The 14,265-nt window shown below is 60.4% G+C and carries 15 protein-coding genes and 1 riboswitch; of the genes, 12 read left to right on the top strand and 3 right to left on the bottom strand.

Features of this window, described 5'->3' with window-relative positions:
- Positions 1 to 63: 63 nt before the first annotated feature.
- The 4 genes from bioB to bioD are packed head-to-tail and all read left to right on the top strand — an operon-like array spanning position 64 to position 3,653.
- Positions 64 to 1,095, top strand: coding sequence for a biotin synthase BioB (gene bioB / locus ACNY69_RS01815; protein ID WP_418797204.1), 1,032 nt, complete (start codon positions 64 to 66; stop codon positions 1,093 to 1,095).
- Positions 1,095 to 2,246, top strand: a complete 1,152-nt coding sequence (bioF, locus tag ACNY69_RS01820) for an 8-amino-7-oxononanoate synthase (RefSeq protein ID WP_293773760.1) — start codon at positions 1,095 to 1,097, stop codon at positions 2,244 to 2,246. The genes bioB and bioF overlap by 1 nt, the downstream gene beginning before the upstream one ends.
- The gene (gene bioC / locus ACNY69_RS01825) at positions 2,230 to 2,985 is read left to right on the top strand and encodes a malonyl-ACP O-methyltransferase BioC (protein WP_418797205.1); all 756 of its coding nucleotides are present in this window, start codon (positions 2,230 to 2,232) and stop codon (positions 2,983 to 2,985) included. Before bioF ends, bioC begins: the two co-directional genes overlap by 17 nt.
- A complete protein-coding gene (gene bioD, locus ACNY69_RS01830; RefSeq protein WP_111139820.1) occupies positions 2,982 to 3,653 on the top strand; it encodes a dethiobiotin synthase in 672 nt (223 codons plus the stop codon). Before bioC ends, bioD begins: the two co-directional genes overlap by 4 nt.
- An 85-nt stretch (positions 3,654 to 3,738) precedes the next feature.
- Here the strand turns inward: bioD and ACNY69_RS01835 are convergent, their stop codons facing one another.
- Positions 3,739 to 4,461: an ABC transporter ATP-binding protein gene (locus ACNY69_RS01835; RefSeq protein WP_111139821.1), complete on the bottom strand. Its 723-nt coding sequence runs from the start codon at positions 4,459 to 4,461 to the stop codon at positions 3,739 to 3,741.
- Between the two features lie 893 nt (positions 4,462 to 5,354).
- On the opposite strand from ACNY69_RS01835, the gene uvrB reads away from it, so the two are divergent.
- Complete coding sequence (uvrB, locus tag ACNY69_RS01840; RefSeq protein WP_418797206.1) at positions 5,355 to 7,376, top strand: excinuclease ABC subunit UvrB; 2,022 nt, start codon at positions 5,355 to 5,357, stop codon at positions 7,374 to 7,376.
- A 5-nt stretch (positions 7,377 to 7,381) separates the two neighbouring features.
- Here uvrB and ACNY69_RS01845 read toward each other — a convergent pair whose 3' ends face one another.
- Entirely contained in the window at positions 7,382 to 8,284 is a 903-nt protein-coding gene (locus ACNY69_RS01845) for a gluconeogenesis factor YvcK family protein (protein WP_111139823.1), read from the bottom strand.
- 204 nt (positions 8,285 to 8,488) lie between these two features.
- Positions 8,489 to 8,622, top strand: a riboswitch (molybdenum cofactor riboswitch).
- On the opposite strand from ACNY69_RS01845, the gene moaA reads away from it, so the two are divergent.
- From moaA to moaE, 5 genes are all read left to right on the top strand, one after another.
- On the top strand, positions 8,612 to 9,598 hold the full coding sequence (gene moaA, locus ACNY69_RS01850; protein ID WP_418797207.1) for a GTP 3',8-cyclase MoaA: 987 nt from the start codon (positions 8,612 to 8,614) through the stop codon (positions 9,596 to 9,598). It overlaps the preceding riboswitch by 11 nt.
- Positions 9,599 to 9,612: 14 nt before the next feature.
- A complete protein-coding gene (moaB, locus tag ACNY69_RS01855) occupies positions 9,613 to 10,128 on the top strand; it encodes a molybdenum cofactor biosynthesis protein B (protein ID WP_111139825.1) in 516 nt (171 codons plus the stop codon).
- An 11-nt stretch (positions 10,129 to 10,139) separates the two neighbouring features.
- Positions 10,140 to 10,625 (top strand): cyclic pyranopterin monophosphate synthase MoaC, encoded by a 486-nt coding sequence (gene moaC, locus ACNY69_RS01860; protein WP_111139826.1) that lies wholly within the window; start codon positions 10,140 to 10,142, stop codon positions 10,623 to 10,625.
- Positions 10,618 to 10,863 (top strand): molybdopterin synthase sulfur carrier subunit, encoded by a 246-nt coding sequence (moaD, locus tag ACNY69_RS01865; protein WP_111139827.1) that lies wholly within the window; start codon positions 10,618 to 10,620, stop codon positions 10,861 to 10,863. Before moaC ends, moaD begins: the two co-directional genes overlap by 8 nt.
- Before the next feature lies 1 nt (position 10,864).
- Positions 10,865 to 11,317: a molybdopterin synthase catalytic subunit MoaE gene (gene moaE, locus ACNY69_RS01870; RefSeq protein ID WP_111139828.1), complete on the top strand. Its 453-nt coding sequence runs from the start codon at positions 10,865 to 10,867 to the stop codon at positions 11,315 to 11,317.
- 55 nt (positions 11,318 to 11,372) lie between these two features.
- Here the strand turns inward: moaE and ACNY69_RS01875 are convergent, their stop codons facing one another.
- Positions 11,373 to 12,158, bottom strand: a complete 786-nt coding sequence (locus ACNY69_RS01875) for an OBAP family protein (protein ID WP_111139829.1) — start codon at positions 12,156 to 12,158, stop codon at positions 11,373 to 11,375.
- 106 nt (positions 12,159 to 12,264) lie between these two features.
- Here ACNY69_RS01875 and ACNY69_RS01880 point away from each other — a divergent pair, with 106 nt between their 5' ends.
- Complete coding sequence (locus tag ACNY69_RS01880; RefSeq protein WP_111139830.1) at positions 12,265 to 13,359, top strand: DUF1615 domain-containing protein; 1,095 nt, start codon at positions 12,265 to 12,267, stop codon at positions 13,357 to 13,359.
- Between the two features lie 195 nt (positions 13,360 to 13,554).
- Positions 13,555 to 14,262 (top strand): Bax inhibitor-1/YccA family protein, encoded by a 708-nt coding sequence (locus ACNY69_RS01885; protein ID WP_111139831.1) that lies wholly within the window; start codon positions 13,555 to 13,557, stop codon positions 14,260 to 14,262.
- Positions 14,263 to 14,265: the final 3 nt, after the last annotated feature.

A 14,265-nucleotide genomic window follows, 5' to 3' on the forward strand; every position in this document is an offset into this window, starting at 1 on the left:
AAATATAGTTTACAAGTATAACCCTGCTTTTCGTCGGGATGACACCCTTTTCTGGAGTAAGTAATGGCTCAACGCTGGACAATTGCACAGGCGCAAGCCCTGTTTGATGCACCTTTTCTTGAACTGATGTTTAAAGCGCAGCAGGTGCATCGTGAGCACTTCGATCCGCGCCAGGTGCAGGTCAGTACCCTGTTGTCGATCAAAACCGGCGCCTGTCCGGAAGACTGCAAATATTGCCCGCAGAGCGCGCGTTACAAGACCGGCCTGGAGTCGGAACGTCTGATGGAGGTGGAGGAGGTCCTGGCCTCTGCGCGTCAGGCGAAAGCCGCCGGATCGACCCGTTTCTGCATGGGGGCGGCGTGGAAAAATCCTCACGAGCGCGACATGCCCTTTCTGGAAAAGATGGTGGAAGGCGTAAAAGCGATGGGGATGGAAACCTGTATGACGCTGGGCACGCTCAGCGAGCAGCAGGCGCAGCGACTGGCGGGCGCGGGCCTGGATTTTTACAACCATAATCTCGACACCTCGCCGGAGTTCTATGGCTCCATCATCACCACCCGCAGCTATCAGGAGCGTCTGGATACGCTGGGCAAAGTGCGCGACGCCGGGATTAAGGTCTGTTCAGGCGGCATTGTCGGCCTGGGCGAAACCGTAAACGACCGCGCCGGGCTGCTGGTGCAGTTAGCCAATCTGCCGACGCCGCCGGAGAGCGTGCCGATCAACATGCTGGTCAAGGTCAAAGGCACGCCGCTGGCCGATAACGAGGATGTGGAGCCGTTCGATTTTATCCGCACTATTGCGGTGGCGCGCATCATGATGCCGACCTCGCACGTCCGTCTGTCGGCGGGCCGTGAGCAGATGAGCGAGCAGACCCAGGCGATGTGCTTTATGGCCGGGGCCAACTCGATTTTCTACGGCTGCAAACTGCTGACCACGCCGAACCCGGAAGAGGATAAAGACCGCGTGCTGTTCCGCAAGCTGGGACTTAACCCGGAACATACGCACACCCATCATGGCGATCAGCAGCAGGCGCAGGCACTCAGCGAGCAGCTTTTCCATGCCGACACTGAACAGTTCTACAACGCGGCGCTGTAATGAGCTGGCAGCAACGACTCCGGCAGGCGCTGGAGCAGCGCCGTGCGGCCGACGGCTGGCGGCAGCGTCGGATCATTGATCAGCAGTCTACCCGCACGCTGCGGAGCGGTGGCCGCGACTATCTCCACTTCTCCAGCAATGACTACCTCGGTTTAACCCGGCATCCGGCGGTGATCGCCGCCTGGCAGCAGGGCGCGGCGCTGGCGGGCGCGGGCGCGGGCGCCTCGGGGCATGTCACCGGTTATCACCGCCAGCACGCCGATCTGGAGGCGGAGCTGGCGGCGTGGCTCGGCTATGACCGGGCGCTGCTGTTCATCTCCGGTTTTGCGGCAAATCAGGCGGTAATCCATCTGCTGGGGGAGAAGGACGACCGTATTCTGGCGGACAGGCTCAGCCACGCCTCGCTGCTCGACGCCGCCAGCCACAGCCCGGCTCAGCTGCGACGTTTCACTCATAACGCGCCGGAGAGCCTGGCGGCCCGACTCGCCGCCCCCTGCGCCGGGGAAACGCTGGTGGTGACGGAAGGCATCTTCAGCATGGATGGCGACAGCGCGCCGCTGGCCGCCCTGGCGCAACAGACGCAGCAGGCCAGAGGCTGGCTGCTGGTGGATGATGCGCATGGCATCGGCGTGGTGGGCGAGCAGGGGCGCGGCAGCTGCTGGCAGCAGGGCGTTAAACCGGAACTGCTGGTGATCACCTTTGGCAAAGCGTTTGGCGTCAGCGGGGCCGCGCTGCTCTGCGATGGTGACACCGCCGACTACTTTTTACAGTTCAGCCGCCATCTCATCTACTCAACGGCGATGCCCGCAGCCCAGGCGGTCGCGTTGCAGGCGGCGCTGCGCGAAATTCAGCAGGGCGAGGCGCTGCGCCAGCAGTTACAGCAGAACATTGCACATTTCCGGCGCGGGGCGGCGTCGCTGCCGTGGCAACTGATGGCGTCAGCCAGTGCGATTCAGCCACTGCTGGTAGGGGAAAACAGCGAGGCGCTGGCGCTCTCACAGCGGCTGGCGGAGGCGGGCTGCTGGGTCAGTGCGATCCGGCCGCCTACCGTGCCGCCGGGCACCGCGCGGCTTCGCATCACCCTGACGGCGGCGCATCGCCCGGACGATATCGATCGTTTACTGGAGGCACTGCATGACGCTGCGGGTTGATAAACAGGCGGTGGCGCGCGCCTTTGGCCGGGCGGCAGGAGGATACGATGCTCACGCCGCGCTGCAGCGTCTCAGCGGAGATGCGCTGCTGGCGCGTGCGCCCGCGCAGAGCGGCCTGCAGCTGCTGGATGCCGGCTGCGGCACCGGCTGGTATAGCCAGCTGTGGCGTGAACGCGGCAAACAGGTGACGGCGCTGGATCTCTCTGTACAGATGCTGCAACAGGCACGGGATAACGATGCCGCGCAGCACTATCTGGTCGGGGACATCGACGCGCTGCCGCTGGCGGATAACTCGACGGACCTGGTGTGGAGCAATCTGGCGGTGCAGTGGAGTGACGATCTGCCCGGCGCACTGCGCCAGTTCCGGCGGGTACTCCGGCCCGGCGGCACGCTGCTGTTCTCCACCCTGGGCGATGGTTCGCTGCAGGAGGTGCATGAGGCCTGGTCACATCTGGATGCCATGCCGCACGCCAACCGCTTTCTCAGCGAGTCGCAGATTGCCGCGGCCTGTCATGCTCAGCAACTCGGCTGTTCCTCGGAGCGGGTGACGCTGCACTTTCCCGACGCGCTCAGCGCGATGCGCTCCCTGAAGGGGATCGGGGCAACCCATCTGCATCAGGGGCGCGACGGACAGATCCTGACCCGGCAACGGCTCAGCCAGCTGGAGGCGCACTGGCCGCGCGATCGGCACGGCTATCGCCTGAGTTACCATTTAATCTATGGAGTAAGTGCATCATGAAACGCCTGTTTATCACCGGGACTGACACCGAAGTCGGCAAAACGGTCGCCAGCGGCGCGTTGCTGCAGGCCGCCGCCGCCGCAGGCTACCGCTGTGCGGGCTATAAGCCGGTGGCCTCGGGCTGTGAGCTGACGCCGGAAGGGATCCGCAACAGCGATGCGCTGGCGCTGCAGCGCTACAGCAACGTGCCGCTGACCTATCAGCAGGTCAATCCTCTGGCGTTTATGGAGCCGACCTCGCCGCACATCGTCAGCGCCGAAGAGGGCAGGCCGATCACCCATCTGGCTCTCTCGGCGGGGCTGGCGGCGCTGGAGCCGCTGGCGGACTGGATTCTGGTCGAGGGGGCAGGCGGCTGGTACACCCCGCTGTCCGAAACGCACACCTATGCCGACTGGGTGGTCAGCGAACGGCTGCCGGTCATCCTGGTGGTGGGGATTAAGCTGGGCTGCATCAACCACGCCCTGCTGACCGCAGAGGCGATACAGGCGTGCGGCCTGCCGCTGGTGGGCTGGATCGCCAACACCGTCGAGCCACCGGGCAGGCGCTATGAGGAGTATCTCACCAGCCTGAAAAACCGTCTGCCTGCACCCTGCCTGGGCACACTTCCCTGGTTTACCGAGGCGGCGCAGCAGGCTGACTGTGGTCACTATCTGACGCTGCCGGAATAAGCGCCGGGCCAGGGCTTCATCGTCATCCTTACCGCGCAGCACAGCCTGTATGTCAGGCTGTGCTGCGCGGTCCGGCTCCCGCCCGTCAGGCCACGGTCAGCCACTTATCGACAGTGTAATCGTCAAGCTGCGCCATGCTGCCCTGCGCCACATTGCGGCCACGGTGCAGCAGCAGAAAATAGTCGGCTACCCGCCGGATCAGCGACAGACGCTGTTCCAGTAGCAGGATGGTCAGCCCGTAATCGAGGTTAAGCCGACGGATCAGGTTACCCATCTCCTCTTCCAGCCACGGCGACATGCCGTCGGTCGGCTCATCCAGAATCAGCAGCTTGGGTTGCAGCACCAGCGCGCGCGCCAGGGCCAGCTGCTGCTGCTGATCGATGGGCAGATCGCCGCTGCGCTGCTGACGCAGTGAGTAGAGCGCCGGAAAGAGATCGAAGACCATTTCGGGTATGGCGCGGTGGCGATCCTGCTGGCTGGCACCGGCCAGCAGCGCAATCAGCAGGTTATCTTCCACGCTCATCTGGGTAAAAATATGACGCCCCTGCGGAACATAACCAATGCCCATCTGGGCCCGCTGTTCAGCCGGTTGCAGCAGCAGATCTTCCGGCGGCGAACCATCCTCTTTCCAGGAGATGGAGCCGCTGTTAATCGGCAGTCTGCCCATGATGCAGTTCACCAGCGTGGTTTTACCCATGCCGGGCCGGCCCAGAATGCCGGTGCAGGTGCCAGGCGACAGATCCAGGTCCACATCCCATAGAATATGGTTCTGACCGTAAAATTGATTGACCGAACGTAAACTCAGCATCTGACACTCTCCTTCCCGATCATTAGCCTGATTGCTTCCGCTCTCTGTCGTCTGGCAACCCAGTCATCAGCAACGGTGGTCTCGCCATTGCCACTCAGTGCGCACAACATCCGGTGACGCGATGGAGTGCTGCAATTACCAGGCCAGGTCTGAAAATGGCCCTGTTTTGTGGCTGCGCTGGCCTGCCTGCGGGAGAAAATATGAGAAAAACTTATCAATTCCCCACGGCAATCACGCGCCTGCACTTTTGCAGTGCTGCGAAGCACTGTTTCTGGTGCAGACGGGCGGTAAAGAAGCAGGACATCTGATTAAGAATCTTAGTGGATCGGCGAAATTTTGCGTGACGGGCCGCGCGACAGCGTAAAATTGCAGAATTATCCGTCACTGCCTGGTGCGAAATTTAACGCAAAAAAAATTATTTTCGGGGTGACGGGAGGAGAGGGAAAAATTATACACAGCTGATGGCGGCGGGGCTGCCATCACTTATCCACCATTCCTGTGGATAACCTTGTGCATTAGGTCATGAAAACCAGTTGGAAGCGAGGAAATACGGGGCCTGGTAACATAATGACGAGAATCTGGCCTTATAAGCTTAATCTAATAAAATCAGTTGCTTATCAAAAAACAAGCCTGCGAATTTTCTGTCAGTTAACCGAACTGTAATTTTGTGACGCTCTATTGACAAATGTTAAATCTGATCCTCGCCTGGGGATAACATTGCGCAACACCCTTTACGCCGGTTCAGGTTGGGTATCGAAGCGGCAGAAATTGTGCCTCTCGCCTCTACACTGCATTATTACTGTTTTTATATCCAGTATTTTTTTCTGGCAAAATCACCATAGCAGAGTAAAATAAGTGCCTGCCCGCCGACTTCTCCAGCAGGAACTGCATTCATGAGTAAAGCCTTTAAATTGAATTCCGCCTTTAAACCTTCGGGCGATCAGCCCGAGGCGATCCGTCGCCTGGAAGAGGGGCTGGAGGATGGACTGGCCCATCAGACCCTGTTGGGGGTGACCGGCTCCGGTAAGACCTTCACCGTCGCCAACGTGATTGCCGATCTTAACCGGCCGACGATGGTGCTGGCGCCTAACAAGACACTGGCGGCCCAGCTCTATGGCGAGATGAAAGAGTTTTTCCCGGAAAATGCCGTGGAGTTTTTCGTTTCCTACTACGACTACTATCAGCCGGAAGCCTACGTGCCCAGCTCCGACACCTTCATCGAAAAAGATGCGTCGGTGAACGAGCACATCGAACAGATGCGTCTCTCGGCGACCAAGGCGCTGCTGGAGCGGCGCGATGTCATCGTAGTAGCCTCGGTTTCAGCGATTTATGGTCTGGGCGATCCCGATCTCTATCTGAAAATGATGCTGCACCTGACCCGCGGCATGATCATCGACCAGCGCAGCATCCTGCGTCGCCTCTCCGAGCTGCAGTACACCCGCAACGACCAGGCGTTCCAGCGCGGCACCTTCCGGGTGCGGGGCGAAGTGATCGACATCTTCCCGGCGGAATCGGACGATATCGCCCTGCGGGTTGAGCTGTTCGACGAGGAGGTGGAGCGGCTGTCGCTGTTTGATCCGCTGACCGGCCAGGTCGATTCGGTGGTTCCCCGCTTCACGATCTACCCCAAGACGCACTACGTGACGCCGCGCGAACGTATCCTGCAGGCGATGGAGGAGATCAAAGTGGAACTGGCGGATCGTCGCCGGGTGCTGCTGGAGAACAACAAACTGCTGGAAGAGCAGCGGATTACGCAGCGAACCCAGTTTGACCTGGAGATGATGAGCGAGCTGGGTTACTGCTCAGGCATCGAAAACTATTCGCGCTACCTGTCCGCGCGCGGGCCGGGCGAAGCGCCCCCGACGCTGTTTGACTACCTGCCTGCCGATGGCCTGCTGGTGGTGGATGAGTCCCACGTCACCATCCCGCAGATTGGCGGCATGTACAAAGGCGACCGGGCGCGTAAAGAGACGCTGGTGGAGTATGGTTTCCGCCTGCCGTCGGCGCTGGATAACCGTCCGATGAAGTTTGAAGAGTTTGAGGCGCTGGCCCCGCAGACCATCTATGTTTCGGCGACGCCCGGCAAATATGAGCTGGAGAAGTCGGGTAACGAGGTGGTGGATCAGGTAGTGCGTCCGACCGGCCTGCTGGATCCGATCATCGAAGTGCGCCCGGTAGGCACGCAGGTTGACGATCTGCTGTCGGAGATCCGCCAGCGTGTGGCGATCAACGAGCGTATTCTGGTGACGGTGCTGACCAAGCGCATGGCGGAAGATCTCACCGAGTATCTGACCGAGCACGGCGAGAAAGTGCGCTATCTGCACTCCGATATCGACACCGTCGAGCGTATGGAGATTATCCGCGACCTTCGCCTGGGAGAGTTTGATGTGCTGGTGGGCATCAACTTACTGCGTGAGGGGCTGGATATGCCGGAAGTGTCGCTGGTGGCGATTCTGGACGCGGACAAAGAGGGCTTCCTGCGCTCTGAGCGCTCGCTGATCCAGACCATTGGTCGTGCGGCGCGTAACATCAACGGTAAGGCGATTCTCTACGGTGATAAAATTACGCCGTCGATGGCGCGTGCGATTGAAGAAACCGAACGCCGCCGTGAGAAACAGCAGCTGCACAATGAGAAGCATAGTATCGTTCCGCAGGGCCTGAACAAGAAGATCACCGATATTCTGGAACTCGGCAACAACGTAGTGAAAACCCGGGGTAAAGCGAAGCCGGCCCGTCCTGGCGAAGCACAGGCCCAGGCCGATCTGCTGACGTTAACGCCGCAGGCGTTGCAGAAGAAGATCCACGAACTGGAAGGGCAGATGCAGCAGCATGCGCAGAACCTGGAGTTCGAGCAGGCGGCCAGCGTGCGCGATCAGCTGCATGAGCTGCGCACGCTGTTTATTGCGGCCTCGTAGTGCTGTCAAAACCCCTGAATGGCGTGTTCCAGCGCCACCCGTAACAGCTGGCGGTCGTGACGATAGCGGATGTCGGCGGCCTCCAGCGGTTCACGGACAATCAGGCGGTTTTCAATGCCCTGAGTTGCCACCGAGGGACCGACCACCACGGCATCAATCACCCGCTTGCCGATATAACGCTCCATCATCTGCAGCTTGTCAGCGACCGTCAGGCTGGCGGCGGCCGGGCTGAGTTCGCGGCCCAGATTGCCGATGAACACCATGGTCGCGGGCGTGCGGCGCAGCGCCTGCGCCATCTCCTCCATCAGCAGGATCGGCATCAGGCTGGTATAAAAGCTCCCTGGCCCGATCAGGATCAGATCCGCTTCACCGATGGCCTGCAGCGCCTCCCGTGTGGGCTGCACAGTGGGATGCAGCATCAGCTCCTGCGGCGGCTGCTTCATCTCGTCAATCGCCGTCTCGCCGTAAACCATATTGCCTTCGGCATCCATCGCCACCAGGTCTACCGGCTGCTCCGACATCGGGATTAAAAAAGCATCCACCTTCAGCAGATTACGGATGATGTTAATCGCCTCCAGCGGACGCACGCTCAGCTGATCCAGCGCCCGCAGCATCAGGTTGCCGAGGTTGTGTCCGGCCAGCTCGCCATTCCCGGAAAAGCGATACTCGAACATCGCCGACGCGACGCTGGGTTCGGCGATCAGCTGATTGAGACAGTTGCGCATGTCGCCCCAGGCGATGCCGCCCTCGGAGCGTCGGATACGGCCGGTTGAACCGCCGTTGTCGGTAGTGGTAACGATACCGGTCAGACGCGAGCCCAGCGGGGAAAGGGCAGACATCACGCGGCCTAAACCGTGTCCGCCACCCAGCGCCACAACGCGATCAAGATCGGCCAGTGTGCGATTCATACTTCTCCTTAAAATCTGTTCGCGTGGCGAGGCTCTAAACGCTAAGCCCGCGCGCATGACTTGCGTCAAAATCTGGCGGGTATTTTAACGTATCCTGTCGCGAAAATGCGGTGAAAATTCGCTATGTATAAGATTATATAGCGAAAACAGCACATGGAAGAGTGGCGTAAATCACGCTACCATCATGATTACCGCGCTGATCAAGGGGTCAGCGTACACTCAAGCCTGAATGCCTACGTCTGCGGATAGGGGATTCAGGCCGTAGCCTTAGAGCTGCCAGGGTGCAGGAAGAAATGACTGCATCTCCCAATCTGGAAAGGTGTTCTGGTGTCACAATTTACTGATGCATACGCGCGTAAGTTCTATTACCTGCGCCTGTCGGTCACGGATGTCTGTAATTTCCGCTGTACCTACTGTCTCCCTGACGGCTATAAACCGCAGGGAATTCGTAACAAAAGCTTTCTCTCACTGGATGAAATCCGTCGTGTCACGCGCGCCTTTGCCGCCGCCGGCACGGAAAAAGTGCGGCTGACCGGCGGTGAGCCGTCGCTGCGTCGCGACTTCACCGACATCATTGCGGCCGTACGTGAAAACGCCGCGATTCGTCAGATTGCGGTCACTACCAACGGTTACCGGCTGGCGCGTGATGTGAAGCAGTGGCGCGAGGCGGGGCTGACCGCGCTCAACGTCAGCGTCGACAGTCTGGACGCCCGTCAGTTTCACGCCATCACCGGTCAGGATAAGTTCCATCAGGTAATGAGCGGTATTGATGCGGCGCTGGACGCTGGCTTCCGCCAGGTCAAAGTCAACAGCGTGCTGATGCGTGATCTCAACAGCCGTAATCTCGCCACTTTCCTTGACTGGATCCGCACCCGGCCGATCCAGCTGCGCTTTATCGAGCTGATGGAGACCGGCGACGGCGGCACGCTGTTCCGCGATCAGCACGTTTCCGGCACCGTGATCCGCGATCAGCTGATCGCGCAGGGCTGGCAGCGTCGCGAAAGCGGCCGCAGTGACGGCCCGGCGCAGGTCTTTTATCACCCCGACTATGTCGGCGAAATCGGCCTGATCATGCCTTACGCCAAAGATTTCTGTGCCAGCTGCAATCGCCTGCGCGTGTCGGCGCAGGGCAATCTCCACCTTTGCCTGTTTGGCGATGGCGGCGTGCCGCTGCGCGATCTGCTGGCATCTGACGATCAGCAGGCCGAACTGCAGGCGCGGATCACCAGCAGCCTGGGGCAGAAAAAGCAGACGCACTTCCTGCATCAGGGCAACACCGGCATCACACAGAATCTCTCTTATATTGGTGGCTAATTTCAGGAGGAAGTATGGGTAAATCCGCCAGCGAATTTCAGACCGTACAGATTGCGGTGATGACGGTGTCCGATCGACGTGACGCCAGTAACGACACCTCCGGCGACTATCTGCGCGCCGCCGCCGCAGAAGCGGGCCATGAGGTGGTCGACCACGCCATCGTGCCGGAAAATCTCTATCGCATTCGCGCCACGGTGTCGCGCTGGATCGCCAGTGAAGATGTGCAGGTGGTGATCATCAATGGCGGAACCGGCTTTAACCTGAAAAACAGCACGCCGGAAGCGCTGCAGCCGCTGTTTGATCGCGAAATTGACGGGTTCGGCGAACTCTTTCGGATGATCTCCTATGAGGAGATTGGCGGTTCGACGCTGCAGTCACGCGCCGTTGCCGGTCTGGCTAACGGGACGCTGATCCTGGCCGTGCCGGGCTCCACCAGCGCCTGCCGCACAGCCTGGGAGCGGATTATCGCGGATCAGCTCGATGCGCGCACTGCGCCCTGCAACTTTGTCTCCCATCTGAAGAAACGGTAAGAACGGTAAGCATGTCTCAACTCACACACATTAACGCGGCGGGCGAAGCGCATATGGTGGATGTCTCCGCCAAAGCCGAAACCGTCCGCGAAGCGCGGGCCGAAGTGCTGGTGCTGATGCAGCCGGACACGCTGCAGATGATTATCGAAGGCAGTCATCACAAAGGGGATGTCTTTGCCACCGCGCGCATCGCCGGTATCCAGGCCGCGAAGCGCACCTGGGAGCTGATCCCGCTCTGCCATCCGCTGATGCTGAGCAAGGTGGAGGTCAATCTGGAAGCGGAACCGGTTCACAACCGGGTGCGCATCACCTCCCTCTGCCGTCTGACCGGCAAGACCGGCGTGGAGATGGAAGCGCTGACGGCCGCCTCGGTGGCCGCACTGACCATCTACGACATGTGCAAAGCGGTGCAGAAGGACATCGTTATCGACCAGCTGCGTTTAATCAGCAAAAGCGGCGGCAAAAGCGGCGATTTTCAGGCGGTGACGCATGATTAACGTACTGTTTTTTGCCCAGGTGCGTGAGCTGACCGGCACCGCGTCGCTTGAGGTGGCTGCGGACTATCCGGATGTGGCCACGCTGCGCGCGGCACTGGCCGATCGGGACGACCGCTGGGCGCTGGCACTGGAGCCGGGCAAACTGCTGGCTGCCGTGAATCAGACGCTGGTGCCGATGACCCATCCGCTGCATGACGGGGATGAAGTCGCCTTTTTCCCGCCCGTGACCGGAGGCTGAGATGGAGACGCAGATTCGGGTTGGCCCCGCGCCTTTCGAGATGGCAGAAGCCTATCGCTGGCTGGCGGCCTGTGATGAGGATGGGGCGGTCGTGACCTTCACCGGTAAAGTCCGCAATCATAATCTGGGCGATAACGTCGCCGCGCTGACCCTGGAGCACTATCCCGGCATGACCGAGAAAGCGCTGCAGGAGATCGTCGACGCGGCGCGTGAACGCTGGCCGTTGCAGCGCGTGACGGTGATCCATCGCGTTGGCGAGCTGTTTCCCGGCGATGAAATCGTGCTGGTGGGCGTCACCAGCGCCCATCGCGGCAGCGCCTTTTCTGCCGCAGAGTTCATCATGGATTACCTGAAGACCCGCGCGCCGTTCTGGAAGCGCGAAGCCACAGAGCAGGGCGACCGCTGGGTGGACGCCCGCGACAGCGATCACCAGGCCGCACGGCGCTGGGAGTAGGCTGTCAGGCTCAGCGGGACGCGCGTGCGGCCCGCTGACGATCCCGCCAGCCTGTTTAAGGCTGTTTCAGCTGCTCCGCCGGGCCAAATCCGGTCTGGCCGTGGCTGTGCTCACCGCCGCCCTCTGTGCGCTTAAGCTGAATCACCTGACCCTGCTGCCAGGCGTTGGCGCCCGCTGCCGCCGGATGCGCGACGATATCCGCCCGCCCGGCTCGGATCTGTTTAGTATCAACGTCAAACCGGCGATCGCGATCGGCCAGCAGTCGCGAGTCCATCTGCCCATCCGCGGTAAAGCCCATCATCAGCGCCGGAATGCCGATTGGCAGCGTTTTGTCGCGATCGGTGTGCCAGGTGTGCCAGGTTTTGCCGTAAGTGTTCACGATGCGCGTCATCAGGGCGTGGTCGGCGGCCTGCGGTAAGCCGGGTGCAATCAGCGTGCCCGATTTCACCTCATACTGGTGGCTGTGCCACAGCTTCTTCTCGTCGGGCGGCAGCGTGTTAAACAGCCGTTCGCTGATGATGTATTCGACCCCCATCAGCCGCGCGTCGCGCGTGTTGCCGTCATAGATCACCGCCTGCATCACGTCGTCGTTCAGGACGGTAACATAGTGGTGCGCCTCCATCTGACCGTTCTTATCGCCGTTGTAAAAATGGAAGCCGTCGAGGTAGGTATTGATAGCGTCAATCGGCGGGCGCGACTGCAGCACGCTGGCACCGCTTTCCAGCACCTTCAGCGAGGAGGAGGTGGGCGCACCCGGTGAGTGCACCTGCGCGGGCGTATTATTGGCGCCACAGCCGGTTAATATCAGGCTGAACGCCGCAACTGGCCAGAGTTTAAACATCGTAAGTTCCTTTACCGTTAAAAAAGCTAACCTTAGTTCAGTTCTCTCCTGCCTGCGCAGTGCGGGCGATGATAGAGTAGGGCTTTCGTCAATTCTGAGGACAGGTATGTCATTCACTCCGATACTGCAACGTCTGACGCTGGTCGCCGCACTGGTGCTGGCAGGCTGTAGCAGCAAAAAAACGCCTGAGGCCCCGGTCCGGCAGCCCGACGATGTCAAAGCGCAGATCCAGCGGCTGCTGCCACCGCACGTCAGCAATAAAGCGGCGTGGCGCGACGACATCTACACCACCTTCCGCACGCAGCAGATCGATCCCAGCGTCAGCAATCTCTGTGCGGTGATCGCCGTCGCGGATCAGGAGAGCAACTTCAGCGCCGAAGCCGCCGTGCCGGGCCTGTCAAAGATCGCCTGGGGTGAGATCGACCGCCGGGCGGCAAAAGTACACGTCCCCGCCTTCCTGGTGCGCACCGCGCTGCAGATTAAATCGCCGACCGGCGAGAGCTATGCCACCCGGCTGGATAACGTGCGCAGTGAAAAAGAGCTGAGCGCGATTTTTGACGACCTGATCGATATGGTGCCGATGGGCCAGACGCTGTTTGGTCATCTCAACCCGATCCACACTGGCGGGCCGATGCAGGTCAGCATTGCCTTTGCCGAAGCACATGCCAGAGGCTATCCGTGGCCCGTCGATGGCACCATCCGGCGGGAAGTCTTTACCCGCCACGGCGGGATCTACTTCGGCACGATGCATCTGCTTGGCTACCCGGCGGACTATACTCAGCCGCTCTATCGCTTCGCTGATTTCAACGCGGGCTGGTATGCAAGCCGCAACGCGGCGTTTCAGGCAGCGGTGGCGCGCGCGACCGGGATGAAGCTGGCGCTGGATGGCGATCTGATCCTCTATGGATCGGACGCGGCGGGCAGCACGGAGCTGGCGGTGCGGACGCTGTCGAAGCAGATTGATATGAGCAACAGCGCGATCCGACGCGATCTGGAAAAAGGGGATAAGGAAAGTTTCAGCGACAGCACGCTGTGGAAACAGGTCTTTACCCTGGCGGATAAGATGGCCGGCCGCCGGTTACCGCGCGAAATGCTGCCGGGCATTAAGCTCGAAAGCCCGAAAATCACCCGTAACCTCACCACGGCGTGGTTTGCGCAGCGCGTCGACAGTCGTTATCAGCAGTGTCTGTCGCGGCGCTAAGCGGCAGGTTGTGGCGCAGTTGAGCTGAGCTGTGCCACACTTAGAGATGGTGCCGGCAGGCGCGGCAGATGGCCGCCGTTCTGTTCCGCGCTCAGCCGCTTCCGGTCGTACAGACCGTGGAGGCTGACCCTGGCGGCCCCGCATTAAACCGGCTTCCTGCGGGAAGCGCGTTCCCATTTTAACAAGAGGTGCATCATGGACCGATATCCACGAAATGATTCTATCGTTCAACCCGCCTCGCGCGGGCTGCAGGCCTATATGGCTCAGGTCTATGGCTGGATGACATGCGGCCTGTTACTGACGGCATTTGTCTCCTGGTTTGCGGCCCGTACGCCAGCGGTGATGGAGCTGGTGTTCGCTAACCGCATCACCTTTTTCGGGCTGATTATCGCGCAGCTGGCGCTGGTGTTTGTCCTTTCCGGCATGGTGCATCGTCTGAGCGGGGCAGTGGCCACCGGACTGTTTATGCTCTATTCGGCGCTGACCGGCCTGACGATGGCGAGCATCTTCCTGGTTTACACCTACTCCTCTATCGCCAGCACCTTCTTCGTCACGGCGGGGATGTTTGGTGCGATGACCTTCTACGGCTACACCACTAAACGCGACCTGACCCGTCTGGGCAGCCTGCTGTTTATGGCGCTGATTGGTATCCTGCTGGCGTCGCTGGTGAACTTCTGGCTGAAAAGCCCGGCGCTGATGTGGGCGATTACCTATATCGGAGTGGTGGTGTTTGTGGGCCTGACCGCCTATGACACGCAGAAGCTGAAAAATATCGGTGAGCAGATCGATGCCCGCGACACGGAAAACCTGCGTCGCTACTCGATTATGGGCGCGCTGACGCTCTATCTCGACTTCATCAACCTGTTCCTGATGCTGCTGCGGATCTTCGGCAACCGCCGCTAAGCG

Origin of the sequence: Pantoea graminicola (genome assembly GCF_048452665.1) — a bacterium.
Classification (GTDB): domain Bacteria; phylum Pseudomonadota; class Gammaproteobacteria; order Enterobacterales; family Enterobacteriaceae; genus Pantoea.

Excerpts from the sequence above, each read along its gene's own strand:
- bioB (WP_418797204.1), top strand. The coding sequence starts at position 64 with ATGGCTCAACGCTGGACAATTGCACAGGCGCAAGCCCTGTTTGATGCA.
- bioF (WP_293773760.1), top strand. The coding sequence starts at position 1,095 with ATGAGCTGGCAGCAACGACTCCGGCAGGCGCTGGAGCAGCGCCGTGCG.
- bioC (WP_418797205.1), top strand. The coding sequence starts at position 2,230 with ATGACGCTGCGGGTTGATAAACAGGCGGTGGCGCGCGCCTTTGGCCGG.
- bioD (WP_111139820.1), top strand. The coding sequence starts at position 2,982 with ATGAAACGCCTGTTTATCACCGGGACTGACACCGAAGTCGGCAAAACG.
- ACNY69_RS01835 (WP_111139821.1), bottom strand. The coding sequence starts at position 4,461 with ATGCTGAGTTTACGTTCGGTCAATCAATTTTACGGTCAGAACCATATT.
- uvrB (WP_418797206.1), top strand. The coding sequence starts at position 5,355 with ATGAGTAAAGCCTTTAAATTGAATTCCGCCTTTAAACCTTCGGGCGAT.
- ACNY69_RS01845 (WP_111139823.1), bottom strand. The coding sequence starts at position 8,284 with ATGAATCGCACACTGGCCGATCTTGATCGCGTTGTGGCGCTGGGTGGC.
- moaB (WP_111139825.1), top strand. The coding sequence starts at position 9,613 with ATGGGTAAATCCGCCAGCGAATTTCAGACCGTACAGATTGCGGTGATG.
- moaC (WP_111139826.1), top strand. The coding sequence starts at position 10,140 with ATGTCTCAACTCACACACATTAACGCGGCGGGCGAAGCGCATATGGTG.
- moaD (WP_111139827.1), top strand. The coding sequence starts at position 10,618 with ATGATTAACGTACTGTTTTTTGCCCAGGTGCGTGAGCTGACCGGCACC.
- moaE (WP_111139828.1), top strand. The coding sequence starts at position 10,865 with ATGGAGACGCAGATTCGGGTTGGCCCCGCGCCTTTCGAGATGGCAGAA.
- ACNY69_RS01875 (WP_111139829.1), bottom strand. The coding sequence starts at position 12,158 with ATGTTTAAACTCTGGCCAGTTGCGGCGTTCAGCCTGATATTAACCGGC.
- ACNY69_RS01880 (WP_111139830.1), top strand. The coding sequence starts at position 12,265 with ATGTCATTCACTCCGATACTGCAACGTCTGACGCTGGTCGCCGCACTG.
- ACNY69_RS01885 (WP_111139831.1), top strand. The coding sequence starts at position 13,555 with ATGGACCGATATCCACGAAATGATTCTATCGTTCAACCCGCCTCGCGC.